Raw genomic sequence first — 26320 nt, 5'->3', positions numbered from 1 at the left:
TCTTCTTAACTAGCATCAAGAACAGCGTGTAAAAATTTTTTAGTTCTCTCATTCTGTGGGTTATCAAATAATTGTTCTGGTGGTCCTTGCTCAAATATCTTTCCTTCATTAAAAAAACAAACTCGGTCTGATATTTCTCTAGCAAAACCCATCTGATGTGTGACCATAATCATAGTAAGATCATGTTCTTTATTTAAAGATCTAATTACATTTAAAACTTCCCCAACAACCTCAGGATCTAATGCAGATGTAATTTCATCTAAAAGCATAACTTTTGGCCTCATGGCTAAAGCCCTAGCTATTGCAACTCTTTGCTGTTGACCACCTGATAATCTTGAAGGATGTTCATCTTTTTTATCAGACAGTCCTACTAAATCTAGTAAATCTAAAGCTCTCTCTTCAGCTTCTTCTTTTTTCATACCCAGCACTTCAACTGGTGCCTCTATACAATTTTGTAGAGCAGTCATATGAGGAAAAAGATTAAATTGCTGAAACACCATTCCTATTTTAGATCTTCTTTCTCTTAAATATTTTTCATTAGCAATAACTAGTTTTCCTTCTTTATCAGGCATATGAGTTAAGGGTTCATTTTCTAAGTAAATTACTCCCTTGTCAATTTTTTCTAGAGTCATCAAGGTTCTTAATACCGTTGTTTTACCTGATCCTGATGGACCAATAATTGAAACCATTTCATTCTTTTTAATTTCCAAATTAAGTTTATCTAAAACAACAAGATCTCCATATTGTTTTGTAACATCAGAAAACTTTACTAGAATATCATCTGAATTATTCATTTAATTTTTTACCTTTCCTTGTGCTTTGTTAACTGATCTTTCTAATTTTCTAATACCCATTGCTGCAGGTATAGATAAAATTAAGAAAATAATTCCAACCATAGTATATGGTTCTAAATAACGATAATGATACCCACCTACTGCTGTTGCTGCATGAAATAATTCTGCAACTCCGATAGTTGATAATAATGGTGTATCTTTAAAAATTCCTACTAAATAATTTCCCATTCCTGGAATTGCTATGGGAAAAGCTTGGGGAAAAATTATTCTTTTATAAGTGTATATTGCAGAAAAATTTAGCGCTCTGCAAGCTTCCCACTGAGATTTGGGAACTCCCTCTAATGCTCCTCTATAAACCTCTGAAAGATATGTTCCAAAATGAAGTCCGATAGTTATCATTGCTGATACCCAAGCAGATAAAACTATACCAAATTGAGGTCCAACAAAATATACAAAGAATAATTGAATAAGAAGTGGAGTTGAACGAATAAATTCTACTATTTCTCTAACTATAATATTTACAAACTTATAAGGTGTTCGTTGACCCAATAAAAACAGCATACCTACTACAACTGCTATTGCATAACCTATTCCCGCAGCCATTATAGTGTTTAAGGTTGCCCATAGCATTTTAGGTAATATTTGATAAGCAAAATCCCATTTCCATTCTGCATCCATATTATATCTTCTCCTTTCCTACTTTTCTTGCAGCAAGAACCTCTAACCAACGTAAAAAAGGGACAAGAAAAAATCTCGATATAATATAATATATTATAAGTGCTGTTCCAAAACATTGCGCAGATAACCATGTAATAGAATTAATTTGTTTTGCTTCAAATGTTAAGTCAACAACAGTTACTAGTGCAACTAGTGCGGTAGCTTTTAAAAGTTCTACAGTCAAGTTTGCTGCAGGTGGAAGTATAACTGGAAAAATTTGTGGTATAATAATTCTCCTCATTCTTTTTGCTGAACTAAAGTTAAGAGCATAAGCTCCTTCCCATTGACCTTTTGGTACTGCTATTATTCCACCTCTTACTATTTCGGCTCCATAAGCACCAAAATTCATCCCTATAGCTACAACACCTGAAGTGAATGCCTCAAGAGACATACCAAAAAAAGGTAAGACATAATAAACCCAAAATAATTGCACCATTAAAGATGTGCCTCTAAAAAATTCTATATAAATAGTTGCAGCGCCCTGAATAACTGAATTATTTGACACTCTCATTAACCCAAAAATTATGGAAATTATTACATAGAGAATAGTAGCACAAATTAATACCTTAACTGTAGTAACTGTTCCTAGCAATAAAGTAGATCCGTGTTCAGCTAAGAATGAAAAATAACTCACTTTTAAAACCTTTAATTAAATTTAAAAAAAAATCAGGCGACTTTTATTCATCGCCTGATTAAATTAATCTATTACTAATATTACTTAGTTGAACAAGCCCACTCAGTACTCATTGAAGGAGGTGGTAGTTGAGCTTTATCATAACCATACTCACCAGCTCTCTCTAACATTTTTGCTGGGTTAGCCATAACTTTTGCTAAAGCTGCATTGAAATTATCTCTAAATTCAACATCACTTTTTCTAAAACCAATACCAACTACGTTTAAAGTTTCTTTAGGCATTAATTTAGGGTCAGTCACTTCAAACATACCGTTACTTTTTGCTTCATGCTCTTTTGCACCAAAGAATGTTTGCACAGCAACATCAGCTCTTCCAGCTTTCATTGCAGCAAGAATTCCAACTTCACCTTCAACTAACATCATTTGACTTTCAGGAACACCATACTTTTTAGCAGCTTCAACAGTGTTAAATCCAGCACCAGTTACAAGTTTTGCACCAGTTCTAATAACATCTGCATAATTATTAATTCCTTGAGGATTTCCTTTTGGAACCATCATGGCATCACCAAAAACACCTATAGGATCAGAAAAGTTCATGTTTGCACATCTACTTTTTAGAATATACATACCACCAGTAACCATATCTGAACGATTTGCATTTAATCCAGGTATTAATCCAGACCATTCAAAAACTTTAGTTTCAGTTTGATCTTCTGTAATTCCCATTTCTTCAAGAACTGTTAAAGCTATCATATTAACAAATCCTAAAGCTTGACCGTTATCTCCCGCATAAGCCCATGGCACTGCAGTTCCAAACCCAAGTCTTAACTTGTCACCACCTTTTAATTTACTAGTCAACGTTTCAGCGCTAACTGCAGTAATACTAAAAAGAATTACAAGAAAGACTCCAATTGATTTTAAAAATCTATTCATTTTTTTTCCTCTATTTAAGTTTATTTTAATAATTAAAGCAAAATTGAAGTTGTTTGTACATCAAAAAAAATAGATACAACTTAAAGTTGCTTAATAAAATATTTGTATTAATTAATTATCTGAACTTTATCACTTAATTTAATTTCACCATCATCAAGTGCGGTCAAATAAATTCCCATTTCAAAATGATTATAAGTTTTTTTTAATGACTGAAGTAAATTTAAAGAATTGTCATCTGTGTTTGGTTTTAGATTAATTGCAACACATCTTGGTATGTTTTTTTCAACTTTAAAAGAAACACCATTAATTTTAACAATTTTTCCGATCCATTCTCGTTCTTTCCATGGTTCAACTCCATCAATATGAATGTTGCCTCTAAATCTTTGAGCCTCAATTTTTTGATTAATTTTATTCTTAAAATCCTCAATACTCTTATTATTTAAAAGAGATACCGAATGAGATAAAACTGTTTTATTTGATATCGATGTATCAAAAAAAGGAAGGTCTTTATTTTTCATTAATACTATTGGTTTTTTAAGGGAATTTTCCAATTCTAAGATTTTATTTGAAAGTAAATCATATTCATTCATTTCATTTACATTAATTGTTAAAATTTTCTCATTTTTAAAAGTTAATGTTAATTTATTTTCAACAAATAAAAAATTATACTTATTCAATACTGGAGAGTTTTTTAGAGTTAAAATTTTATTCCATTTTCCTCTTCTTTCTTCAGGTTTTTTTTCAAATAGCTTTACTTGTTCTAAATTTAAATCTTTAGCAAATGCAAAAATTCTATCTCCTATAATTCCAATATCTTTTTTAATTTCACACTTATCAATAGTTTGAAATGATATGGATTTAACTGGACAATAATTTATTGAAGAAATAGTTACGCTCATATAATATTTTTAAATAATATGCCTAAATTGTCTTCAAATCAACTTCAAGAGTATAACGATAATGGTTATGTTGCTCCAATAGAAGTTTTAACTAAAGATCAAGCATTTGAGATAAGAAAAGAAATAGAAAACATTGAAGCCTGTTGGCCTGATGAACTGAAAGGAATTGGAAGAAATTATGTGCATATGATTTCTCCCATACTTGATGAAGTTTGTCATAACTCAAAAATGCTAGATGCTGTTGAGAGTATAATTGGAAAAAATATTCTTATTTGTGGAACAACTTTATTTATTAAAGACCCATATAAAAAAGGATTTGTAAGTTTTCATCAAGATGCAACATATATTGGATTGGAACCACATAATTGGGTAACTGCTTGGTTAGCAATAACTGATGCTAACGAAGAAAATGGCTGTATGAGAATGTGGTCTGGTTCACATAAAGCTAACATCAGACATCATGAACAAAAATATGATGAAGGTAACTTATTAACAAGAGGTCAAACTGTAGAAAATGTTCCCTTAGATAAAACAACACCTTTGGTTTTAAAAGCAGGACAAATGTCATTACATCATCCAACAATAGTTCATGGTTCAGGACTAAACAAAAGTAATGATAGAAGAATTGGTTTTGTAGTTCAAAGCTATATTGGCAGTAATGTAAATCAAGTTTTAGGTAAAATGTATGTTCAGCAAGCAAGAGGAGATGATACCTTTAAATATCATCAACATACTAAAAGACCGAGTATGCTAATGGATCAAAAAGATATGAAAATAAGAAAGAAGGCAAATGAAGATTTGCAAGGAATTTTTTATCCAGGCTCTACTAAAAAAGGAAATTTCTAATTAAGGTTTTGGTATCTCAGAGCCATCTTTTAAAAGATCATACCCTTTTACAACAGCTTCTCTATTTGCAATATCTAAATACCATCTAGTTAAATTGTTGTAATTCTTAAGACCAATATCATGCCATTCGTGCCTTGCTATCCATGGCCAAGTTGCAATATCTGCAATTGTATATTCATTTCCAGCTAAGTATTTTGATGAAGATAATCTCTCATCTAGTTCGCTATAAATTCTTTTTGTAATTTTAAAATATCTTTCCTCTCCAAATTCACTTTTTCCAGGATTGTAATGATGAAACTGATGATGCTGTCCAATCATTGGTCCTATAATTCCCATCTGCGCCATCAACCATTGGTTTATGGTATGCCTATCTTTTGCTTCATAAAATTTGTTATATTTTTCAGCTAAATATATAAGTATTGCACCAGACTCGAATAATGACTGTCCATTTTCATGATCTGTAATTACTGGTATCTTTCCAAATGGGCTTATTTTTTTAAAATCTTTTTTAAATTGCTCATCTTTTGACAAATCAATTTTAGTAACTTTAAAATCACAACCTATTTCTTCTAACATTATTGTAATTTTTTTCCCATTTGGAGTATCTGCTGTAAATAGCTCTATCACTCTTTAACACCCAGTCTGCTTTTTACTGTCTTAGAGGAAGTGGTAAACTCAAATCTGTATTTTTCATCTGGTTTAGCATATTTAAAACAACCTCTAGCAGCTAATGCTCCCTCATGAAAACCTGAAAGAATTAATCTAAGTTTTCCAGGATAGGTGCAAATATCACCAATTGCAAAAATACCTTCTTTATTGGTTTCAAAATTTTCTGTATTAACCGGTATTGTTTTCTTATCTAAATTTAATCCCCATTCAGCAATTGGTCCTAGTTGCATTATTAATCCAAAAAAACCCAAAACATAATCAGTTTTAATTTCTTTTATACTTTCATCATCATGCTTGATGTTAATACTTTCAACTTTTTCATTACCGCTAACTGAACCTAATTGGTATTTAGTATGAACTTCTATCTTACCTTCATCTTTTAATTGTTTAACTTTATCAATACTTGCTTGCATTCCTCTAAATTCATCTCTTCTGTGTACTAATATAACTTTAGATGTATTTGAGAGTTCTATCACCCAATCTAATGCTGAGTCTCCTCCACCAAAAATGGTAACTGTTTTATCTTTAAAAATTTTTTTGTCTTTAATTGAATAAAGTATTTGTTTTCCTTCGTACTTTTCAATTTCTTTTGTTGGGAATTTTCTTGGCTCAAAAGATCCTACACCAGCTGCAATAATTATACTTGATGCTTCAAATTCAGTTCCTTTATTGGTCTTTATTAACCATTTTTTTTCAACTTTTTTAAGTTCTTGTACTCGCTCATTTAAATGAAAATTTGTTTTGAATGCTTTAATCTGTTCAATTAAATTATTGGTTAACTCTTCTCCAGTGCATTCTGGAACAGCAGGAATATCATAAATAGGTTTATCAGGATAAAGTTCAATACACTGTCCACCTATTTTATCTAAGTTATCAACTACTTCACATTTTAATCCGATTATTCCTAATTGATGAACACAAAATAATCCAACTGGCCCTGCGCCTATTATTAAAGTATCTGTTTTAATCATTTAACCTTGTTTTGATGGAATGCTAACCGTTAGTCCATCTAGTTCATCAGAAACTAATAGCTGACAACTTAATCTACTAAATTTATTAGGTTCAAAAGCCATATCTAACATATCTTCTTCACCATCTTCTTTTTTTGGAAGTTTATTAAACCATTCTTCTTTGACATAAACATGGCAAGTAGCACAAGCCATTCCACCTCCACAATCAGCGTCAATCCCAGGAATATCGTTTTGAACTGCACCCTCCATTACACTTAACCCATTAGAAACATCTATGGTATGAGACTTTCCATTATTTTCAATGTAGGTAATTTTAGGCATTGAACTATATATAATTACATAAAAAAAAGGGCAAGTACACAAAATGTACTCGCCCTTTTTAAATTATTTAGGTTTACTAATTACTTAGCTTTTCTACCACCTGATTGCATTGCTGCAGCCCAAATGATTAGACCAAATGCAGTTTTGTTTAGCAAGTCAGCTATATTGTAAATCACGTTTAGTGAGTCAGCATCTACACCACCTGTTAGGTAACCAAATACATAACCTAATGGGTAAATTGCCCAACCAACTGTAACGATCATTCTCATTGCACCAAATGCAGTAACAAGAGCTTTGTTTCCACTTTTTGCTGCAGCTTTTCCCGCTTCACCAGAGAATACTTCATAAAGAATGTAGAACCATCCAGCCATACCGATTACAAAACCAAGTGTAGCGTTAATGTATCCTGCTTCTCCTAAGTATCCACCTACAAGCATCACAACTGTTCCAATTAACAATCTCCAGAATATTCCAGAATTTGCTTTTCCTACAGCTGCTAGAATTAGGTAAAATTCTATCATCAGTAATGGTACAGTGATTAACCAGTCAATATATCTGTAAACAGTTGGTGACTCACCAGTCGTAACCCATACATCTCTCATATACATGTAATGTATAAAGGCAATACCAGTTACTAGACCAGCTACTATTATTGATGTTCTCCAACCTGCTGCAACATTTCCTGCTTCTAAGAAAAAGAAAGCAGTAGACGCTAACATCACCATTGTTACTAGCCAGAATGAAATCCCAACGAAGTCGTCAGAAGCCAACATGGCTGTTTCCGCGTTTGCTACACCTGAAGCACCCATTAGGGCTACAGCTGTAAGAGCAAACAATTTTAGTTTTTTCATAAAAAACTCCCTCTTGTGTTAGTTTTTAACTTTAGTTTATATAAACTAGACCTAAACTAATGCTTAAGTCATGTTGAAGGTTAACTATCAAAGTTATCTAGTTTTTAGAAGGTTTAATTGTATCTAATTTGTATTGATTTTACTTACTTTTTAAATTTTAATACAATCTTTAATTTAATAAGCTTAAAAAACTAACAAAATAGAATCAAATCATATGACAAAAAAGTTTAACAATATTTACCAAAATTCTTTAAAAAACCCTGAAGATTTTTGGCAAGAAGTCTCTAATGATATTTTTTGGTTTAAAAAACCCACTAAAATTTTAAATAAATCCAATCCACCTTTTTATAAATGGTTTGAGGATGGTGTTACCAACACTTGTTATAATGCTTTAGACATTCATATCGATCAAGGCAGAGGTGACAAGCTAGCTTTAATCTATGATAGCCCAATAACTGGAAACAAAAAGCAGTTTACCTATAAAGAGTTAAGAGAAAAAGTTTCAAAATTTGCAGGAGCGCTAAAAAATCAAGGAGTCGACAAAGGTGATAGAGTTATAATCTATATGCCCATGATCCCAGAAGCAGTTATAGCAATGTTAGCATGTGGAAGAATTGGAGCAATCCACTCTGTGGTGTTTGGAGGTTTTGCCTCTAATGAACTTGCTAGCAGAATTGATGACAGTAAAGCAAAAGTAATAGTTACATCTTCATGTGGCTTTGAACCTGGAAAAACTGTTGAGTATAAACCATTGGTTGATGCAGCAATTAAGATGGCTTCTCATAAAATTGATAAAATGATCTTATTTCAAAGAATAGACCATACGGTTGAACTTAATGCTCCAAAAGAAATCAGTTGGGGTGAGGCACTTTCAAATGCAAAAGAAGTAGATTGTGTCGAAATGAATTCAAATGATTTAGCTTATATTTTATATACCTCAGGAACCACAGGAGTTCCTAAAGGAATAGTTAGAGATATTGGTGGTCATATAGTTGCTCTAAAATGGACTATGAAAAATATATACAATATTGATGCTGATGATGTCTGGTGGTCAGCAAGCGATATTGGCTGGATAGTTGGACACTCTTATATTGTTTACGCACCTTTATTTAAAGGTTGTACTACAGTATTATTTGAAGGAAAGCCCGTTGGCACTCCTGATGCTGGTGCTTTTTGGAAAATAATTTCAGACTACAAAGTTAAATCTCTTTTTACTGCACCAACTGCTTTTCGAGCTATTAAAAAAGAAGACCCTGAGGGTAAGTTTTTTTCTAAATATGATTTAAGTAAATTTGAATCATTATTTTTAGCTGGTGAAAGAGCTGACCCAGATACCATTAAATGGGCAGAAAATTTATTAAAAGTTCCAGTAATTGACCATTGGTGGCAAACCGAAACAAGTTGGGCAATTAGTTCTAATTGTACAGGAATTGAAATGATGAAAACAAAATATGGTTCAGCATGTAAGGCAGTCCCTGGATATGATGTTCAAATCATGAAGCCAGATCAAACTTTAGCAAAACCAAATGAAATGGGAGATATAGTTGTAAAATTACCTTTACCTCCTGGAACTTTTCCAACCTTATGGAATGCAGATAAAAGATACAAAGATAATTATATGACGAACTATGAAGGTTACTATGAAACATATGATGCAGGTCATATTGATGAAGATGGGTATATTTGGATTATGTCTAGAACAGATGATATTATTAATGTTGCAGGCCACAGATTATCGACAGGTGCTATAGAGGAAGTTTTATCAGAACATCAATCAGTTGCTGAGTGTGCAGTGCTAGGAATTGCTGATAAATTAAAAGGGCAATTACCAATTGGTCTAGTCGTTCTTAAGACAGGTGTTAAAAAAGATAACGAAAGTATTTCAAAAGAATGCATAAAAATGGTTAGAGATACTATTGGACCAGTAGCAGCATTTAAAACTGTAATTGTTATTAAAAGATTACCAAAAACAAGATCTGGCAAAATATTAAGAGGAACTATTAGAAAAATTGCTGATAATGAAGAGCATAAGGTACCAGCAACTATTGATGATCCCACCATCTTAACTGAGATAAAAGAGGACTTAATTAAGCATAATATTCTTAAGTAGTGATTAAAACATATCTAATTTTAATAGTTACAATATTAGGATATATCTTCTTTAAACAATCATTGTCTTAGCAGGCTGTATTAGGATTATTTTTTATTGTTTTTGGAGTTGTGCTTGTAAATAGCTTTTCAGTAAAAACTATTTAAAATTTTAATGGCTTACCCTCAGGATCACCTAAAATTTTGCCATCCCTCATTTTAATTTGACCATTAATGATTGTTGATACTGGTGTGCCTTTAAATTCATATCCATCAAAAGGTGACCAACCACATTTACTTTCAATATTTGCATTTTTGATTATAATTTTTTTATTCATATCTACGATTGTGAAATCAGCATCAAAACCCTCTTTAATAAAACCTTTATCTTGTATCCCAAAAATTTTAACTGGATTTTCACATATAGAATTCATTAATTGTTCTAAACTTAATTTTCCATCATTAACATGGTTTAACATAACTGGTAAAAGTGTTTGAACACCTGGCATTCCAGATGGTGAATTTGGATAATTTTTTTCTTTATTCTCTCTCAAGTGTGGAGCATGATCAGAACCAATTGTATCATTAAGATTATTTTTTACTCCGTACCACAATCTATCATAGTGGGACTTGTCTCTTAAAGGTGGATTCATTTGAGCATAAGTTCCAAGTTTGTCATAACAGTCTGGAGCGTAGATTGTTAAATGTTGTGGGGTAATCTCAAATGTTATGTTACCTTTGTGTTGTGATAAAAAGTCAATCTCTTCTTTCGTGGTAATATGAAGAATATGGGCTTTTTTCTTATATCGCTCAGCAATTCTAACTATTCTTCTAGTTGATGAGATTGCACATTCGGCGCTTCTCCAAATTGGGTGTGAATGAACATCTCCTTCTTTAATCAATTTTTTATTAATATTTAAAATTGCTTCATCCTCGGAATGTACTGCAACAACTTTTGAGCTGCTTTTAAATACTTTTTCAATATCCTCTTCCTCAGCAACTAAAAGGTTTCCAGTTGACGATCCAGCAAACAGTTTAATTCCACAACAACCCTCTAAATTTACCAAATCTGCTAACTCACTTGTGTTATCAGCTGTTGCTCCAAAATAAAATGCATAATTGCAATACATTCTATTTTTAGCTAAATCTAATTTTTTTTGAAATTCTACCTTGGTAGATGTTGGTGGATTAGTGTTTGGCATCTCAAACACACTTGTTATGCCACCTACTATTGCAGCCCTACTTCCTGAGTGTAAATCTTCTGTATCTGTTGACCCAGGCTCTCTAAAATGAGTTTGTGTATCAATGCACCCTGGTAAAACTGTTAACCCTTTAGCATCAAAAGTCTCTTTCGCTTCACTGTCAATTTTGCCAATTTTTATAATTTTACCGTCTTTAATTCCTATATCTTGACCTTTAAGATCTTTATCTATGTAGCATGAGCCATTTTTAATTATTAGATCTAACATTTATGAAAAAAGTAATTATATCATATCCAGGTATCAATCAATTATGAATATGCAGAAAGTATATATTTTAGAAGATAGAGGAATTCTCTACATAAATGGAGCAGATGCTAATGAATTTTTACAAAATATGATTAGCAATGACATTAATAAGGTCAATGAAGACAATAGTTGTTTTGCATCACTACTAACTCCACAAGGAAAATTTCTATTTGCTTTTATTGTTGTAAAACATAAATCTGGTTATTTCATAGATTGTGAAAAATCTCAAACAGAGGCTCTCTTTAAACAACTGAGCATCTACAAGCTTAGATCTAAAGTTGAAATTATGAATTTAAGCAATGAATTTGTAATTGCAGCATTTAGTCATGAAAAGTTTTTAAAATTTGAAGGTGCCAAGGATCAACCTGGAAACACAATAAAATATAGAGAGGACCCTATTTTATTAGACCCAAGAAATAAAGATCTGGGTGCAAGGCTTATTATTAATTTAGAAAAGCTTTATCTATCTTTAAAAAAATTAGATCTAAAAGATTCCCCAATTACTGAATATTACGAATTGAGTCATGAACTAGGAATTGCTCAAAAAGAAATGAATAAATTACAAAATAAATTATTTGGAATTGAATGTAATTTTGAGGAGCTAAATGGAATAGATTTTAAAAAGGGTTGCTATGTTGGTCAAGAGAATACAGCAAGAATAAAACTAAAGAATAAACTTTCTAAAAGATTGTTAGCCATACAATTAATCAGTGGAAAATTAACTGAGGGTGCTTCAATTTATGCTAATGATATTGAAATAGGTAAAGTATTGATTAATGATGAGTATCCCTTTGCATTAATCAAATATCTAGATGAAAACTTTAAAAAAGACAGTGAATTAAAAAGCGAAAATGCAATTTTGAGAATAAAAATGCCAAATTGGATACGGTAGTGTGGCATAATAAGGAATGACAAGTATTAACCTAATTGATAAGTTTTGACATGGAATTTACACCAGAAGTAAGAATAGCAACTGATCCTATTTATCAAAAAATCTCAAAGGTTATGCCTGAGATTGAGTGGTCAGTTCATGCTCCTTATATTCATAGAATTAATCAATTAAAAAAGGAAAAAAATGCAATTATACTTGCTCACAATTATCAAACTCCAGAAATTTATCACGGTATTGCAGATGTTGCAGCAGACTCGTTAGCTCTTGCAATTGAGGCTTCAAAAACTGAGGCTGATATTATTGTAATGGCAGGAGTTCACTTCATGGCCGAAACATCTAAGTTAATGAGTCCTGAAAAAAAAGTTTTACTTCCTGATATGACTGCTGGTTGCTCTTTATCATCGTCAATCACAGGTAAAGATGTAAGATTGTTAAAGGAAAAATATCCAGGGGTACCTGTTGTCTCATATGTAAATACCTCTGCAGATGTGAAAGCTGAAACAGATATTTGTTGCACATCTGCAAATGCAGTTAAAATTGTAGAATCTCTTGATGTTAAAAAGGTTATTTTTTTACCTGATGAATACTTAGCAAAATATGTTGCTTCCCAAACTGAAGTTGAAATTATCGCTTGGAAAGGTATTTGTATGGTTCATGACCAGTTCACTGAAAAAGAAATACATGATATTAGAGCAAAAAATCCTGGTATTAAAATAATAGCTCATCCAGAATGTCCACCTGACGTAATTAAAGCAAGTGACTTTGCTGGATCAACTGGTGGGATGATTAAATATGTTAGGGACAATCAACCTAAAAAAGTTATGATGGTTACTGAATGTTCAATGAGTGATAACATTCAAGTAGAAAACCCAAATGTAGAATTTATTAGACCGTGTAACCTTTGTCCTCATATGAAAAAAATTACATTACCAAAAATTTTAGATTGCCTAGAAAATGAAACTGGTGAAATAATTATGGACAATGAAACCATAAGTAAAGCAAGAATTCCTGTTGAAAGAATGGTTGCGATCGGTAGATAATAAAAGTGTCTCAAATTAAATTAAGCAATTATTATATCAAGAATGTTGTAAAACTTGCTTTAAATGAAGATCTGTACCCTTCTGGTGATATTACTTCAAACTTATTTAAAAATAGTAAGATAATAAAAGTTAAATTAATTTCTAACCAACAAGCTGTGATGGCCGGATTAGAATTTGCAAAACAAACATTTAAATTAATAGATAGTAAGATTAAATTTGTTACTAAAAAAAAAGAAGGTTCAGTAGTTAAAAAAAATGAACTAATTGCAACAATAGAAGGCAAAGCTGAAAATATTCTAATTGGTGAAAGAGTTGCTTTAAATTTTATAAGTCATATCTCTGGAATTGCCACTAAGACTAATCAATTTGTTAAATTGGTTAATAAAAAATGTAAAATTTGTTGCACTAGAAAAACGATTCCAACCTTAAGGGTAATACAAAAATATGCTGTTAAGTTAGGTGGGGGTGTTAACCATAGGTTTAACTTAAGTGATGAATTTCTTATTAAAGACAATCACATTGCAAGCTCTGATATTAAAACTTTAGTGTCTCTTGCAATCAAAAATAAAAAAGGAAGAAAAATTACTGTAGAGGTTGATAATTTAAATCAGCTCAAAAAAATAGTGGGTTTAAATTTTAATACAGTCTTGTTTGATAACATGAACATCAAAACCCTGAAAGCTGGTGTTAAAATGGCTGAAAAATACTATGAAACTGAAGCTTCAGGGAACGTTAATTTAAAATCTGTTAAAAAAATCGCAACAACAGGTGTTGATAGAATTTCCATTGGTAGTATCACTCACAGTGTACCAGCTATTGATTTTAAGTTAGAAATTTAGTTTTTTTAAATAATTCGGCTTGAGCCGCAGCCAATCTTGCAATTGGAACTCTGTATGGTGAGCAAGAAACGTAATCTAAACCTACATTTGCACAAAAATGAATACTTTTAGGATCTCCACCATGTTCTCCACAAATTCCAAGTTTAATTTTTTTATTTTGTCTTCGCCCTTTTTCAACTGCAATTTCTATTAAATCACCCACTCCATCATCAATCGAAATAAATGGATCTATAGAAAAAATTTTATTTTCAATATAATCGTTTAAAAATTTACCACTATCATCCCTGCTCAACCCGAATGTTGTTTGGGTTAAATCGTTAGTACCAAAACTGAAAAATTCCGCATGTTTTGCTATGTCGTCTGCTTTAATGGCAGCTCTTGGCAACTCAATCATAGTACCAACTAAATAATCAACTTTAACTTTTTTATCTTTTTGAACTTCTCTTGAAACTCTAACCACTAAGTCCTTCATTATTCTAATTTCAGCTTCTGTTGAAACTAAAGGGATCATGATTTCAGGGAATGCTGATTTAATTTTTTTTATCTTAAGTTCAGACAAAGCTTCAAAGATTGCCCTACATTGCATTTCATAAATTTCTGGAAATGAAATTCCCAATCTGCAGCCCCTATGACCTAGCATTGGGTTTTGTTCGTGTAATTCATTAATTCTAGATTCAATTTCTTTTAATGGTAGACCCACAACTTTTGCAACATCATTAATTTCTTTTTCAGTTTTAGGAAGAAACTCATGTAACGGTGGATCTAATAATCTAACCGTGACAGGCAAATCCCTCATAATCTTAAATATTTCAATAAAATCTTTTCTTTGATGTGGTAAAAGTTTTGCTAAAGCTTTATTTCTATCCACCACTGTTTTTGATAAAATCATCTCTCTAACTGATAAAATTCTTTCTTCATCAAAAAACATATGCTCTGTTCTACAAAGACCAATACCTTCTGCTCCGAAATCTCTTGCTGTTTTTGTATCTAGTGGTGTTTCAGAATTAGTTCTAATTTTTAATTTTCTAAACCCATCAGCCCAACTCATTAGTTTTGAAAAATCTCTAGACATCTCAGGTTTAACCGTTGGCACTTCTCCTAAAATAATTCTTCCAGTGGAGCCATCAATTGTAATAACTTCACCTTCTTTAACTACAATAGATGATGTTTTAAAAGTTTTAGCCTCATAATTAATATCAATTTCACTAGAGCCAGACACACATGGTCTTCCCATTCCTCTCGCAACAACCGCAGCATGACTGGTCATTCCACCTCTTGCAGTTAAAATACCTTTAGCAGCATGCATGCCATGAATATCTTCTGGGGATGTTTCAACTCTAACCAAGATAGTATCTTGCATGACTTCATTTAATCTCTCGGCTTCTTCTGATGAAAAAACAACCTTACCACTTGCTGCCCCAGGTGAGGCTGGTAGTCCATTCGCTATAACATTTACCAAACTTTTTTCATCCAATGTGGGGTGTAATAAGGTGTCCAAAGAAGCCGGATCTATTCTCATTACCGCTTCTTTTTTAGAAATTAATTTTTCTTTAACCATGTCAACTGCAATTCTAACCGCAGATTTTGAAGTTCTTTTTCCAGCTCTTGTCTGCAACATCCACAACTTATTATTCTCAACAGTAAATTCAACATCTTGCATATCTTTATAATGTTTTTCTAAAACTTTTAGGATTTTATCTAATTGTTTAAATACTTTTGGCATAGATTCTTCCATAGAAGACTCTTTTGCTTTTGCATCTTTTCTTGCTTTTTTTGTTATGTATTGAGGAGTTCGTGTTCCAGCTACAACATCTTCTCCTTGTGCATTAATTAAGTATTCTCCATAAACTTCATTAACCCCATCGGATGGATTTCTTGTAAAAACGACTCCAGTTGCACAATCATCTCCCATGTTACCAAATACCATAGACTGAACATTAACTGCAGTTCCCCATTCAGCAGGAATCTGATTTAATTTTCTATAAACTTTTGCTCTATTGCTCTCCCAAGATAAAAACACTGCACTAATTGCACCAAGTAATTGATCATGCACATTTTGTGGAAATTCTTTTTTCGTTTGATCTTTAACAACTTTTTTAAAGTCATTTATTAAACCCTGCCAATCATCTGCGTCTAAATCTGTATCTAGAAGAACCCCTTTAGTTAATTTATAATTTTCTATTAGCTCTTCAAAATGATAACTCTCGACTCCCATTACAACATTTCCATACATTTGGATAAACCTTCTATAGCTATCTTTTGCAAATCTTATATTAGAAGTTTTATTTGAAAGTGCGATTACAGTTTTATCATTCAAACCTAAATTTAAAATTGTATCCATCATACCAGGCATAGACACTCTAGCACCAGATCTAACAGATAGTAATAATGGGTTTTTTAAATCACCAAATTTTTTTCCAACTTCTTTTTCAATAGTTTTTAATTCTTTTTTTATAGTGCTAACTATTTGTGAATTTAATTTTTTTTTATCTTTATAAAATAACTCACACACTTTAGTTGAGATAGTAAATCCTGGAGGAACAGGTAAACCTATTCTTCCCATTTCAGAAAGATTGGCACCTTTTCCACCCAAAAAATTTTTTGGGTTTTTTATTTTTTTTGATTCTTTAGATTTAAAATTTAAAATTAGTTTATTCACTATTTGGTCTCAATATTTGAAAAGTTTATGTAATTATTAAAGGTTCTACATAACATTTGTAAAAGTTCCAATCTGTTTTTTTTGATATTTTTATCTTCATCATTAACTTTTACATTATCGAAAAAATCAAAAATCACTTTTTTTGCACTGGCTAAATTCATAAGCGTTTCCTCGTAATTTTCATCTTTATTTATATTTGTAAAATATTTCCTTAATTCATTAATCTTTTTTAATAAATTTTTCTCATAATCATTTTTAAAAATACCAGGGTCAGTTGTATTTGATAATTCAAGATCAATATTTTTTAATTCACTTTCTAGTATACTTGAAGCTCTTTTGTAGCTTGCCATTATATCTTCTCCAATTTCTTTTTTAATTAAATTATTTAAAGTTAAGGCTTTTTTATATATTTTATTCATATGGTCTATTCCATATGAACCTAAGCTAGCTTCAGCAATATCTGCTCTAATTTTCTTTTCTTTCATATAATATTTTAATCTGTCCATTAAAAACTCTGCTAATTCTTTTTGAGATAAATCATTTGATAGCTCGAAGCCTTGGTCCTTATGTAAAGAAGTTGAGTAACTAATTAGATCTTTAATTTTAAATTCTTTATTATTATCAATTAATAATCTTATAACTCCTAATGCTGATCTTCTTAGTGCATAAGGATCTTTTGAACTTGTTGGTTTTTGATCAATTCCAAAGAACCCTACTAAAGTATCAATCTTATCAGTTAAAGCTAAAGCAATACTGAATGGTTTTTTTGGAGTTTTGCTATCAAGACCTGTTGGCAGATAATGTTCACTTACTGCTAGTGCTATTTCTTTATCAAAACCTTGTACTTCAGCAAAATAACCACCCATAATACCTTGAAGTTCAGGAAATTCTCCAACGATATCAGAAATTAAATCTACTTTACAAATTGATGCTGATAGTTCGACTTGATCTTTACTAATTAATAACTCATCAGAGATCATTCCTCCAAGTTTTCTCATCCTTTGAATTTTATCAAAATAAGATCCAAGACCTTTAAAATAATTCATAGTTTTTAATTTTGATACTTGTTTAACTAAATTTTGAGATTTATTTTTTTCCCAAAAGAATTGTGCATCACTTAATCTTGCTTCCACAACTCTTTCATTACCTAATTTTATATATCCTTTTATATCTTTATTATTTGCCACTACTAAAAATTCATTGGTGATTTTTTTTTTTTATCAAAAGTTGGAAAATATTTTTGATGATATTGCATTGTAATTATTAAAATTTCTTTTGGAATATTCAAAAATTTTTTGTCAAATTTACACACTATAACATTAGGTTGCTCCACTATATCCGTAACTTCATCTAAAAGTTTGGTATTAGACTCAATAATAAAATTGTTTTTGATGGATATTCTTTCAATTTCTTTAATAATAAATTCTTTTCTTGGTACATGGTCTATAATTATGCCTGATTGATTAAAAAAATCTTTATAACTTTTAAAATTTTTAAATATTTTTTTTTTATCTTCAAATTCTTTATCTGTAAATGTAGTGTTGGAACATATTAAATGATGAAATTTAAAACCTAAACTTTTATTGTCAAAAACAGCTAAAATAGATTTTAATGGTCTTGCCCAGTTGAGACTATAGTTTCCCCATCTCATTGATTTTTTCCATTGTAATTTATCAAGGATTAAAGGGGTGTACTCTTCAAGCAAATCAATTGTATTAATTTTACTTGAAGGTTTTTTAAAGAAGTAAAATTCCCCTTTTTCTATCTTTTTTTTAAGTAAGTCTTTTTTATTTATTTGATTTGACCTTAAAAAACCCTCTACAGCTTTTTCTGGAGCGTCAACATTTGGCCCTTTTATCTCTTCGGCTTTTTGTATTATTTCTTTAGACAAATCCTCAAATAAAATTATAAGACGATTTGGTGTTGAAAAGGACGAACTTTTCTTGAATGAAATTTGTTTTTCTTCAAATAACTTTTGAAAGCTTTCTAATAAGGTATTACGTGAATTTCGCTGTAAACCAGATGGTATCTCTTCACTAAATAATTCTAAAAAAAATTCTGACATTAATCTGTTTGACTGCTCAACCAGCTTTCAGCAACTGCTTTTGTAATATCTCTAATTCGTCCTATATATCCAGCTCTTTGAGCAACACTTATAACGCCTCTTGCATCCAAAATATTAAATACATGACTTGCTTTTAAGCATTGATCATATGCTGGTAGTGAAATTTTTTTATCTACTAATGACTTTGCTTCAAGCTCATGCATATCAAACATTTTAAATAGATTATCTGTATTAGCATGTTCAAAATTATATGCGGAAAACTCTTTTTCAGCTTGAAGGAATACGTCTCTATATTTTACACCTTCGTCATTCCATAATAGATCATAAACGTTTTTCTTTTGTTGAGTAAACATGCAAATTCTTTCAAGGCCATAAGTAATCTCAACTGAAACTGGCTTGCATTCAATTCCTGCCATTTGCTGAAAGTATGTAAATTGAGTAATCTCCATTCCATCACACCAAACCTCCCAACCTAGTCCTGCAGCACCCAGTGTTGGACTTTCCCAGTCATCTTCAACAAATCTAATGTCATGCTCTTTATGATTAATACCAATCACAGTAAGACTATTTAAATAAATTTTTTTGATATTATCTGGTGATGGTTTTATCAAAACTTGAAATTGATAATAATGTTGCAATCTATTTGGGTTTTCTCCATACCTTCCATCCGTAGGTCTTCTTGATGGTTGAACATAAGCTGCCTTCCAAGGTTTAGGACCCAATGATCTTAAAGTTGTAGCAGGATGAAAAGTTCCAGCTCCAACTTCCATGTCATATGGTTGCAGAATAATACAACCTTGTTTGCCCCAATATTTTTGAAGATTCAAAATAGTATCTTGAAATGATTGAAATTTAGGTTTTGTAATTTTTTCTTTAGAAGCCATATCTTTGCCAGATAGATCTTTCTTCCACAATATTAGCTAGTTGATCCATTTGATTACTAGAAGATGAGAACTTTTTACTTAACCAACCTTTAGATTTTTCGAATTTTTTAATAACAATGTCTTCACCAAATTTTTCTTTCAAAATTTCGTTTGCATTACCCAATCCATCTACTAGTCCTAGTTCTTTAGCCTTGCTTCCTGCCCAAAACTCACCTGAAAATAATTCAATTTCATTTTTATTAAGCTTAGAACCTCTGCTTTCCTCTACCACTTGAATAAAATCTTTATGGAGGTCTAATTGAATACTTTTAAGTCTTTCAATATCCTCTGTTTTTTCCTCTTGAAATGGATCAAGTGAACTTTTATTTTTTCCAGCCGTATGTACCCTTCTTTCAACACCAATTTTTTTTATCAGCTCCGTAAATCCAAAAGATGAGTAGATAACTCCTATAGAGCCAATAATGGAGCTAGAATTTGCATATATTTCATCACCCGCGCAAGCTATTAAATATCCACCAGAGGCTGCAACATCTTCAGCAAATACTATAACTTTAATTTTATTTTTTTTGGCTTGAGCTCTAATGAATTTATAAATTAAGTGCGATTGTACAGGCGATCCACCTGGTGAATTTATAGTAATTGCTACTGCCTTTGCCTTTTTTAGAGAAAAGGCTTTTTCAATGATCTCTTCTTGTCCTGCAAAATCTATGCCTTGCTTAAACTTTCCTGCATTACCAATCACACCATTTAGCTTGATGTGAGCTATTATTTTTTTCTTTTTAAAAAAAGAGAACATTGTTAATCCTTATAGAATTTTTGATATAATATAAAGCCTACTTATAGTTGAAGATTAAGGTGCGTCAATTGATAAGTAATAAATATAACTTAATTATACTAACTTATTTTTTATGGGAACAGTTGTTCAGCTTAGAAACCAAATAAACAATTCTTATTTTCAACTAAAGGATTCCGTTGATGAAAAATTAGTTTTAGTTGAGGAAAAGATTAAGTCAAAACTTTTGAGTGAGGTTGATTTAGTACAAAAAATGACTGACTACCACATAGAAACTGGTGGGAAAAGATTGAGAGCTCTATTAACTCTTGGATCAGCTAAGTTATGTGGATATACAAAAGGTGGTCGAGATATTAATTTAGCCGCATGTGTAGAAATGATACATGGTGCAACGTTAATGCATGATGATGTTATTGATCTCGGAAATATAAGAAGAGGAAAAAAAACATTAAATTCAATTTGGGGAAATCACTCTTCTGTACTGGTCGGAGACTATCTTCTAAGTAGGTGTTTTGAAATGATGGTAGAAGATGGAAATTTGGAAGTTCTAAAACTTTTATCCTCAACTTCATCAAAAATTGCTCAAGGAGAAGTATTGCAACTACAACATAAAGGTGAAGTTGACATGTTAGAAGAAACTTATCTTAAAATTATAACAGCTAAAACAGCCGAGCTTTTCTCTGCAGCAACTAAAGTTGGGGCTATTTTATCTAATAAAGAAACAAAGGAAAAAGAAGCACTAGAGTTTTATGGAAAAAACTTAGGTTTAACATTTCAAATTGCTGATGATACTTTGGATTATAACTCTGATTTAAAATTTTTTGGTAAAAAGATTGGCAAAGATTTTTTTGAAGGTAAGATTACCTTACCTGTAATTTTATTATTTCAAAATATAACCTCTATAGAAAAAGAAAAATTAAAAAATATTTTCAAGCAAGAAACTAGGTCTGATGAGGATTTAAATTTTACTTTAGAGCTTATTAAGAAATATAATATAATTAAAGAATGTTACAAAAAAGCTGAACACTACATTAATCTTGCTTCAAATTCTTTAACAGCATTCAAAGATAGTGATGAAAAAAAAATTTTAGAAAATCTTACTTCATTTAGTCTGGAAAGAAGTTTCTAAGGGCTTAATAAAGACTTGGTCCAGTTACCCACATCATCTTTAATATATTTAAGCCTTTCGTGAATTCTACTATCTCCATCTAACCAAAATTCTATACTTGCAGGCATTAAATTCCAACCTGACCAATAATCTGGTCTTGGAACTTCATTTTTATTATAATATTTTCTTTTGTACTCCTCTATTGAATTTAAAAGTTCCTCTCTATTATTTAAAATAGAGCTCTGTTTCGAGGCCCATGCTCCGATCCGGCTTTCATATCCTCTGGTATTGTAATATTCATCAGCTACTTTATTAGAAACTTTTTGCACTGTTCCGTTAATTCTTACTTGTCTTAAGAGGCTTTTCCAATGAAAACACATTGCTGCTTTTGGATTATTCTTTAATTCATTCCCTTTTTGACTATTTAAATTGGTATAAAAAACAAATCCATTTTTATTAAAGTCTTTTAATAAAACCATCCTAATTGATGGAGAGTTATTATGATCGGAAGTTCCTAACGCCACTGCATTTGGATCGTTTGGCTCTGTTTTTCTTGCTTTATTCATCCAAATTTCAAATAAGTCTATTGGATCATTCTTATCTAAAAAGCATTTATTAAGGCCTAATGAGTTTTTTTGATTCATAATTTTAACAAAATAATCTATATAATATTGATAATGTCATTTAATACTTTTGGAAAGCAATTTCGTTTCACAACTTGGGGAGAATCTCATGGTCTTGCAATTGGGTGCGTTGTTGATGGATGTCCACCCAATATAAACCTAAAAGAACAAGATATCCAGGTAGAACTGGACAAAAGAAAACCTGGACAGTCAAAATTTACCACACAGAGAAAAGAAGACGATAAAGTTCAAATTTTATCAGGAATATTTGAGGGTAAAACAACTGGAACACCTATTTCTTTAATTATCTATAATCAAGACATGAGATCAAAAGATTATGGAAATATCAAAGATAAGTTTAGACCAGGACATGCTGATTTTACGTATTTTAAGAAATATGGAATAAGAGATTACCGTGGTGGTGGAAGATCTTCTGCAAGAGAAACAGCTTCAAGAGTTGCAGCAGGTGCGATTGCTAAAAAAGTTTTAGAAAATAAATTAGGTAAAAAGTTTAAAGTGGTTGGTGCTGTTACTCAATTAGGAATATTGGGATGTGATACCACTAAATGGAGTGATCTAACAATTAATAAAAATCCATTTTTTTGCCCAGATAAAAACATGGTCAAACTTTGGGAAAAATATTTGTTAGATATAAGAAAATCAGGATCTTCTTGTGGAGCAGTAATTGAAGTGCGAGCTAAAGGAATTCCTGTTGGTTTAGGCGCTCCTATTTATTCTAAATTAGATATGGATATTGCTTCTGCAATGATGAGTATCAATGCTGTTAAAGGTGTTAATATTGGCTCAGGAATGAATTCTGCGAAATTAAGTGGCGAACAAAACTCAGATGAAATTTCACAAAAAGGTAAAAAATTAAAATTTAACTCTAATAATGCAGGTGGAATTCTTGGAGGAATTTCTACAGGACAAGAAATTATTGTTTCATTTGCTGTTAAGCCAACCTCTTCTATTTTAACAACTAGAAAAACTATAAATAAATTTGGAAAAAATACTACTATCTCAGTTAAGGGTAGACATGACCCTTGTGTTGGAATACGTGCGGTCCCTGTAGGAGAAGCAATGATGAATTGTGTTTTATTAGATCACTATCTAATGAATAAAGCTCAATGTAGTTAATATTTTAAATTTAATTCTTAACTGCTTTAATCGAATCTTTTGTAAATAAAATATCTAGTATTTTTTTTGATATTTGGGATGCATTAAGACCTGCAACGTCGTACATTTTTTTTGGACTATCTTGTTCTATAAAAGTATCAGGTAATGTCATAGATCTAAATTTTAGACCTCTGTCAAATATACCTTTTTCTGCTAATAAATTTTTAACATGAGAACCAAAACCTCCTATAGATCCCTCTTCTACAGTAATCATTACCTCATGCTCTCTGGCACACTTTAAAATAAGTTCTTGATCCAAAGGTTTGACAAACCGTGCATCGACTATTGTTGAATTAACCCCTTTATTTTTTAATTCTTCGGCTGCAATCTTACATTCTTCTAATCTTGTTCCTATACTCAAAATACAAACTTGTTTTCCTTCTTGAATAACCTTTCCTTTTCCTATTTCTATTTTCTCATCTATAGATGGCAATTCCAATCCAACTCCAGTTCCTCTAGGATATCTAATTGCACTAGGCTTGTCATTTATATCAACAGAAGTATTAATCATTTTAACTAGTTCCGATTCATCACTTGGGGCCATGACTATAAAATTAGGAAGTGTAGAAAGATAAGTAATATCAAATGAGCCAGCATGAGTGGATCCATCAGCACCTACCAAACCTGCTCTATCAATTATGAACCTCACAGGTAAACTTTGAATGGCCACATCATGAACCACTTGGTCGTATGCTCTTTGTAGAAAAGTCGAATAGATTGCAACATAAGGCTTATAACCTTCGGTTGATAATCCTGCAGCGAAAGTAACTCCATGCTGCTCAGCGATCCCTACATCAAACATTCTTTTTGGAAAAGCTTTGGCAAAAACATCCATTCCTGTTCCACCTGGCATTGCAGCTGTAACTCCTACAATTTTACTGTCTCTTTCCCCATGTTTAACCAAAGTATTTGCAAAAACTTTTGTATAGGCTGGCAGATTGGTTCCACTTTTTACTTGCTCTCCAGTTACAACATCAAATTTTGAAACACCATGATAATGATCGGTTGCTTTTTCAGCATATGAATAACCTTTTCCTTTTTTAGTTTTAATATGAATCATAATCGGGCCTTGATATTTTGAGTCCCTTGCGTTTTTTAAAATTGGTAGAAGAGTTGTCAAATCGTGTCCATCAATTGGACCAACATAATAAAATCCTAAAGAATTAAAAAGAGTACCACCCGTTACGGCTGAACGTAAAAAATCTTCAGCTTTTCCAGCGTTTGCACTAAATCTTTTAGAAAAAGCTGAAGTGATTAATTTAAATGTTTCTCTTAAATTAAAATAAATTTTTCCTGTTAAAAGTTTAGCTAAATAAGTTCTCATAGCGCCTACTGGTTTTGCAATAGACATGTCATTGTCATTTAAAATAACAATCATTTTTGTTTTTGAAGCGCCTGCATTATTCATGGCTTCATAGGCCATACCAGCACTAATTGCCCCGTCTCCAATAACGGCAATTACATTGTTTGATTTATTGGATAATTTATTTGCCTCAGCTATCCCTAATGCTGAAGATATAGATGTGGAACTATGTGCAGCACCAAAAGGATCGTATTCACTTTCAGACCTTTTAGTAAATCCAGACAAACCATTACCCTGTCTTAAAGTTTTAATTTTAGCTTTTCTTCCTGTTAGAATTTTGTGAGGATAAGTTTGATGACCCACATCCCAAATTAGCTTGTCATTGGGAGTATCAAATATGTAATGCAAGGCAACTGTTAGCTCAACAACGCCCAAACCTGCCCCTAAATGTCCACCTGTTTCAGAAACTGCATTAATCATCTCACGTCTGACTTCATTAGATAGCTCTTGAAGATTATTTTCAGACAACTTTCTTAAATCAGAAGGGAAATTAATATTTTTTAAAAATTTATATTCTTGTGTCATTTGTTTCTTGTTAAAATATAATTTAAAGTCTCATTTAAATTACTAGTGTTAGAATTATATTTTTTTAAATCATTGATTATTTTAGATTTAATTTTATCACTATACTTAATAGCATTTTGATATCCTAGTAAACTGATTAAAGTAGCTTTACCTTTCTTTTTATCTTTCCCAGTTATTTTTCCTGCAATTTTAGAAGAGCCTTTAAAATCAATAAGATCATCTGCTATTTGAAATAAAAGACCTATATTCCCACCAATATTTTCAAAAAATTTTATATCTTTATTATTTTTCTTTTTAATAATGACTGGTACAGCACAACAAAAGCTAAATAGCTTTCCAGTTTTTTTTATTTCCATATCTATAATTTTATTTTTAGAAATTTTTTTCTTCTCAAAGCTTAGATCTAAATACTGTCCCCCAGCAATACCTAGGTGTCCTGAAGACTCAGACAATTTTTGAACTAATTCTACTTTTGTTTTTTCATTAATCTTTAAATTTGAACAAGTTAAAATTTCAAAAGCCATTGTTAAAAGAGAATTTCCTGCAAGTACTGCTGTGGACTCACCAAATTTAATATGAGTAGAAGGCTTTCCTCTTCTTAATTTATCATTATCCATACATGGCAAATCATCATGGATGAGTGAATAAGCATGAATACACTCTACCGCAGCGCCTATAGCAATTAATATTTTATATTCAATTTTAAATACAGCTCCTATATCTAATAAAATTTTTGATCTAATTTTTTTTCCTCCTGGAAATAAACCATACTCCATGGCTGTAACTAATTCTGTTCTTTTCTGTTTCTTAATAAACTTTTTTAAAAATAAATTGGTATCTTCTGCTATTCTAACAAGTTTATCTATCATTTTTCTTTGAAGTTATATTATTAATTTTTTTCTTTGTTTCTTCATTGATTATTTTTGAAGTCTTTTGAAATTTTTTTTCGATAATATTATTTAATTTTAATAGTTCTTGATAAGAATCAATTGAGTTCTGAAGATCTTTTTCTGCTTCTAAAGATTCAATAATATTATTTGCTTCTTTTGTTAGCTCTTCAAGAGATTGAGAGTTATTATCAGGTGGTAAATTTTTATCTTTCATATAATAATAATTATTAATA

General features: G+C 31.1%; 26 protein-coding genes. 7 read left to right on the top strand and 19 right to left on the bottom strand.

Going from position 1 to position 26320, the window contains the following annotated elements; all coding sequences use genetic code 11:
- Positions 1-5: 5 nt before the first annotated feature.
- From ehuA to ABXT58_RS00955, 5 genes are all read right to left on the bottom strand, one after another.
- A complete protein-coding gene (gene ehuA / locus ABXT58_RS00975) occupies positions 6-794 on the bottom strand; it encodes an ectoine/hydroxyectoine ABC transporter ATP-binding protein EhuA (RefSeq protein WP_415304203.1) in 789 nt (262 codons plus the stop codon).
- The gene (ehuD, locus tag ABXT58_RS00970; RefSeq protein WP_415304202.1) at positions 795-1472 is read right to left on the bottom strand and encodes an ectoine/hydroxyectoine ABC transporter permease subunit EhuD; all 678 of its coding nucleotides are present in this window, start codon (positions 1470-1472) and stop codon (positions 795-797) included. It abuts the gene before it with no gap.
- Position 1473: 1 nt separating this feature from the next.
- Positions 1474-2145 carry an ectoine/hydroxyectoine ABC transporter permease subunit EhuC gene (ehuC, locus tag ABXT58_RS00965; protein WP_415304201.1) on the bottom strand — a complete coding sequence of 224 codons (672 nt, stop codon included), beginning with the start codon at positions 2143-2145 and terminating at the stop codon, positions 1474-1476.
- Positions 2146-2225: 80 nt separating this feature from the next.
- Positions 2226-3077 carry a transporter substrate-binding domain-containing protein gene (locus ABXT58_RS00960; protein ID WP_415284949.1) on the bottom strand — a complete coding sequence of 284 codons (852 nt, stop codon included), beginning with the start codon at positions 3075-3077 and terminating at the stop codon, positions 2226-2228.
- 107 nt (positions 3078-3184) lie between these two features.
- On the bottom strand, positions 3185-3976 hold the full coding sequence (locus ABXT58_RS00955; protein ID WP_415304200.1) for an MOSC domain-containing protein: 792 nt from the start codon (positions 3974-3976) through the stop codon (positions 3185-3187).
- Positions 3977-3994: 18 nt separating this feature from the next.
- On the opposite strand from ABXT58_RS00955, the gene ABXT58_RS00950 reads away from it, so the two are divergent.
- Positions 3995-4822, top strand: a complete 828-nt coding sequence (locus ABXT58_RS00950) for a phytanoyl-CoA dioxygenase family protein (RefSeq protein WP_415304199.1) — start codon at positions 3995-3997, stop codon at positions 4820-4822.
- On the opposite strand, the gene ABXT58_RS00945 is transcribed toward ABXT58_RS00950, so the two are convergent.
- The 4 genes from ABXT58_RS00945 to ABXT58_RS00930 form a co-directional block, all read right to left on the bottom strand.
- A complete protein-coding gene (locus ABXT58_RS00945; RefSeq protein WP_415304198.1) occupies positions 4823-5449 on the bottom strand; it encodes a glutathione S-transferase family protein in 627 nt (208 codons plus the stop codon). It abuts the gene before it with no gap.
- Complete coding sequence (locus ABXT58_RS00940; RefSeq protein ID WP_415304197.1) at positions 5446-6462, bottom strand: NAD(P)/FAD-dependent oxidoreductase; 1017 nt, start codon at positions 6460-6462, stop codon at positions 5446-5448. The genes ABXT58_RS00945 and ABXT58_RS00940 overlap by 4 nt, the downstream gene beginning before the upstream one ends.
- A complete protein-coding gene (locus ABXT58_RS00935; protein WP_415304196.1) occupies positions 6463-6783 on the bottom strand; it encodes a 2Fe-2S iron-sulfur cluster-binding protein in 321 nt (106 codons plus the stop codon).
- Between the two features lie 80 nt (positions 6784-6863).
- Positions 6864-7634, bottom strand: coding sequence for a bacteriorhodopsin-like (locus ABXT58_RS00930; protein WP_271492687.1), 771 nt, complete (start codon positions 7632-7634; stop codon positions 6864-6866).
- 214 nt (positions 7635-7848) lie between these two features.
- Here ABXT58_RS00930 and ABXT58_RS00925 point away from each other — a divergent pair, with 214 nt between their 5' ends.
- Positions 7849-9744 carry a propionyl-CoA synthetase gene (locus ABXT58_RS00925; RefSeq protein ID WP_415304195.1) on the top strand — a complete coding sequence of 632 codons (1896 nt, stop codon included), beginning with the start codon at positions 7849-7851 and terminating at the stop codon, positions 9742-9744.
- Between the two features lie 142 nt (positions 9745-9886).
- Here the strand turns inward: ABXT58_RS00925 and ABXT58_RS00920 are convergent, their stop codons facing one another.
- Complete coding sequence (locus ABXT58_RS00920) at positions 9887-11191, bottom strand: dihydroorotase (protein WP_415304194.1); 1305 nt, start codon at positions 11189-11191, stop codon at positions 9887-9889.
- Between the two features lie 43 nt (positions 11192-11234).
- Here ABXT58_RS00920 and ABXT58_RS00915 point away from each other — a divergent pair, with 43 nt between their 5' ends.
- Genes ABXT58_RS00915 through nadC form a run of 3 tightly spaced genes read left to right on the top strand, consistent with a single transcriptional unit; the run spans position 11235 to position 14001 of the window.
- Complete coding sequence (locus ABXT58_RS00915) at positions 11235-12122, top strand: YgfZ/GcvT domain-containing protein (RefSeq protein WP_415304193.1); 888 nt, start codon at positions 11235-11237, stop codon at positions 12120-12122.
- A 50-nt stretch (positions 12123-12172) separates the two neighbouring features.
- A complete protein-coding gene (nadA, locus tag ABXT58_RS00910; protein ID WP_415304192.1) occupies positions 12173-13162 on the top strand; it encodes a quinolinate synthase NadA in 990 nt (329 codons plus the stop codon).
- A gap of 5 nt (positions 13163-13167) precedes the next feature.
- Positions 13168-14001 (top strand): carboxylating nicotinate-nucleotide diphosphorylase, encoded by an 834-nt coding sequence (gene nadC, locus ABXT58_RS00905; protein WP_415304191.1) that lies wholly within the window; start codon positions 13168-13170, stop codon positions 13999-14001.
- On the opposite strand, the gene ppdK is transcribed toward nadC, so the two are convergent.
- Genes ppdK through ABXT58_RS00880 form a run of 5 tightly spaced genes read right to left on the bottom strand, consistent with a single transcriptional unit; the run spans position 13985 to position 20405 of the window.
- Positions 13985-16660, bottom strand: coding sequence for a pyruvate, phosphate dikinase (ppdK, locus tag ABXT58_RS00900; RefSeq protein WP_415304190.1), 2676 nt, complete (start codon positions 16658-16660; stop codon positions 13985-13987). The genes nadC and ppdK overlap by 17 nt on opposite strands.
- The gene (gene glyS / locus ABXT58_RS00895; protein ID WP_415304189.1) at positions 16660-17847 is read right to left on the bottom strand and encodes a glycine--tRNA ligase subunit beta; all 1188 of its coding nucleotides are present in this window, start codon (positions 17845-17847) and stop codon (positions 16660-16662) included. Before glyS ends, ppdK begins: the two co-directional genes overlap by 1 nt.
- A gap of 2 nt (positions 17848-17849) precedes the next feature.
- Positions 17850-18725, bottom strand: coding sequence for a glycine--tRNA ligase subunit beta (locus ABXT58_RS00890; protein ID WP_415304188.1), 876 nt, complete (start codon positions 18723-18725; stop codon positions 17850-17852).
- Positions 18725-19609 (bottom strand): glycine--tRNA ligase subunit alpha, encoded by an 885-nt coding sequence (locus ABXT58_RS00885; RefSeq protein WP_415304900.1) that lies wholly within the window; start codon positions 19607-19609, stop codon positions 18725-18727. Before ABXT58_RS00885 ends, ABXT58_RS00890 begins: the two co-directional genes overlap by 1 nt.
- Positions 19599-20405 (bottom strand): S49 family peptidase, encoded by an 807-nt coding sequence (locus ABXT58_RS00880; protein ID WP_415304187.1) that lies wholly within the window; start codon positions 20403-20405, stop codon positions 19599-19601. Before ABXT58_RS00880 ends, ABXT58_RS00885 begins: the two co-directional genes overlap by 11 nt.
- A 112-nt stretch (positions 20406-20517) precedes the next feature.
- Between ABXT58_RS00880 and ABXT58_RS00875 the strand changes: the two genes are divergently transcribed.
- A complete protein-coding gene (locus ABXT58_RS00875) occupies positions 20518-21531 on the top strand; it encodes a polyprenyl synthetase family protein (RefSeq protein ID WP_415304186.1) in 1014 nt (337 codons plus the stop codon).
- Here the strand turns inward: ABXT58_RS00875 and pdxH are convergent.
- Positions 21528-22154, bottom strand: a complete 627-nt coding sequence (pdxH, locus tag ABXT58_RS00870) for a pyridoxamine 5'-phosphate oxidase (RefSeq protein WP_415304185.1) — start codon at positions 22152-22154, stop codon at positions 21528-21530. The two genes, ABXT58_RS00875 and pdxH, sit on opposite strands and share 4 nt — an antisense overlap.
- A 33-nt stretch (positions 22155-22187) precedes the next feature.
- Here pdxH and aroC point away from each other — a divergent pair, with 33 nt between their 5' ends.
- Complete coding sequence (aroC, locus tag ABXT58_RS00865; RefSeq protein ID WP_415304184.1) at positions 22188-23270, top strand: chorismate synthase; 1083 nt, start codon at positions 22188-22190, stop codon at positions 23268-23270.
- A gap of 10 nt (positions 23271-23280) precedes the next feature.
- On the opposite strand, the gene dxs is transcribed toward aroC, so the two are convergent.
- From dxs to ABXT58_RS00850, 3 genes are read right to left on the bottom strand one after another with little or no spacing between them, the layout of a single operon-like run.
- Positions 23281-25197: a 1-deoxy-D-xylulose-5-phosphate synthase gene (gene dxs / locus ABXT58_RS00860; protein WP_415304183.1), complete on the bottom strand. Its 1917-nt coding sequence runs from the start codon at positions 25195-25197 to the stop codon at positions 23281-23283.
- Positions 25194-26066: a polyprenyl synthetase family protein gene (locus ABXT58_RS00855; RefSeq protein ID WP_415304182.1), complete on the bottom strand. Its 873-nt coding sequence runs from the start codon at positions 26064-26066 to the stop codon at positions 25194-25196. Before ABXT58_RS00855 ends, dxs begins: the two co-directional genes overlap by 4 nt.
- Positions 26056-26301, bottom strand: coding sequence for an exonuclease VII small subunit (locus ABXT58_RS00850; RefSeq protein WP_415304181.1), 246 nt, complete (start codon positions 26299-26301; stop codon positions 26056-26058). The genes ABXT58_RS00855 and ABXT58_RS00850 overlap by 11 nt, the downstream gene beginning before the upstream one ends.
- Positions 26302-26320: the final 19 nt, after the last annotated feature.

This window comes from Candidatus Pelagibacter sp. Uisw_090, assembly GCF_047717845.1.
In the GTDB taxonomy this organism is placed as follows: Bacteria; Pseudomonadota; Alphaproteobacteria; order Pelagibacterales; family Pelagibacteraceae; genus Pelagibacter.
This window is presented reverse-complemented; position numbering and strand designations above follow the sequence as displayed.

Coding starts and splice junctions, on each gene's coding strand:
- ABXT58_RS00955 (WP_415304200.1), bottom strand. CDS start 3,976: ATGAGCGTAACTATTTCTTCAATAAATTATTGTCCAGTTAAATCCATA.
- ABXT58_RS00950 (WP_415304199.1), top strand. CDS start 3,995: ATGCCTAAATTGTCTTCAAATCAACTTCAAGAGTATAACGATAATGGT.
- nadA (WP_415304192.1), top strand. CDS start 12,173: ATGGAATTTACACCAGAAGTAAGAATAGCAACTGATCCTATTTATCAA.
- ABXT58_RS00855 (WP_415304182.1), bottom strand. CDS start 26,066: ATGATAGATAAACTTGTTAGAATAGCAGAAGATACCAATTTATTTTTA.
- ABXT58_RS00920 (WP_415304194.1), bottom strand. CDS start 11,191: ATGTTAGATCTAATAATTAAAAATGGCTCATGCTACATAGATAAAGAT.
- ABXT58_RS00925 (WP_415304195.1), top strand. CDS start 7,849: ATGACAAAAAAGTTTAACAATATTTACCAAAATTCTTTAAAAAACCCT.
- ABXT58_RS00960 (WP_415284949.1), bottom strand. CDS start 3,077: ATGAATAGATTTTTAAAATCAATTGGAGTCTTTCTTGTAATTCTTTTT.
- ABXT58_RS00930 (WP_271492687.1), bottom strand. CDS start 7,634: ATGAAAAAACTAAAATTGTTTGCTCTTACAGCTGTAGCCCTAATGGGT.
- ABXT58_RS00880 (WP_415304187.1), bottom strand. CDS start 20,405: ATGTTCTCTTTTTTTAAAAAGAAAAAAATAATAGCTCACATCAAGCTA.
- ehuA (WP_415304203.1), bottom strand. CDS start 794: ATGAATAATTCAGATGATATTCTAGTAAAGTTTTCTGATGTTACAAAA.
- ABXT58_RS00885 (WP_415304900.1), bottom strand. CDS start 19,609: ATGGCTTCTAAAGAAAAAATTACAAAACCTAAATTTCAATCATTTCAA.
- ABXT58_RS00890 (WP_415304188.1), bottom strand. CDS start 18,725: ATGTCAGAATTTTTTTTAGAATTATTTAGTGAAGAGATACCATCTGGT.
- ABXT58_RS00875 (WP_415304186.1), top strand. CDS start 20,518: ATGGGAACAGTTGTTCAGCTTAGAAACCAAATAAACAATTCTTATTTT.
- aroC (WP_415304184.1), top strand. CDS start 22,188: ATGTCATTTAATACTTTTGGAAAGCAATTTCGTTTCACAACTTGGGGA.
- pdxH (WP_415304185.1), bottom strand. CDS start 22,154: ATGAATCAAAAAAACTCATTAGGCCTTAATAAATGCTTTTTAGATAAG.
- ABXT58_RS00935 (WP_415304196.1), bottom strand. CDS start 6,783: ATGCCTAAAATTACCTACATTGAAAATAATGGAAAGTCTCATACCATA.
- ABXT58_RS00940 (WP_415304197.1), bottom strand. CDS start 6,462: ATGATTAAAACAGATACTTTAATAATAGGCGCAGGGCCAGTTGGATTA.
- ehuD (WP_415304202.1), bottom strand. CDS start 1,472: ATGGATGCAGAATGGAAATGGGATTTTGCTTATCAAATATTACCTAAA.
- ABXT58_RS00850 (WP_415304181.1), bottom strand. CDS start 26,301: ATGAAAGATAAAAATTTACCACCTGATAATAACTCTCAATCTCTTGAA.
- ABXT58_RS00915 (WP_415304193.1), top strand. CDS start 11,235: ATGAATATGCAGAAAGTATATATTTTAGAAGATAGAGGAATTCTCTAC.
- dxs (WP_415304183.1), bottom strand. CDS start 25,197: ATGACACAAGAATATAAATTTTTAAAAAATATTAATTTCCCTTCTGAT.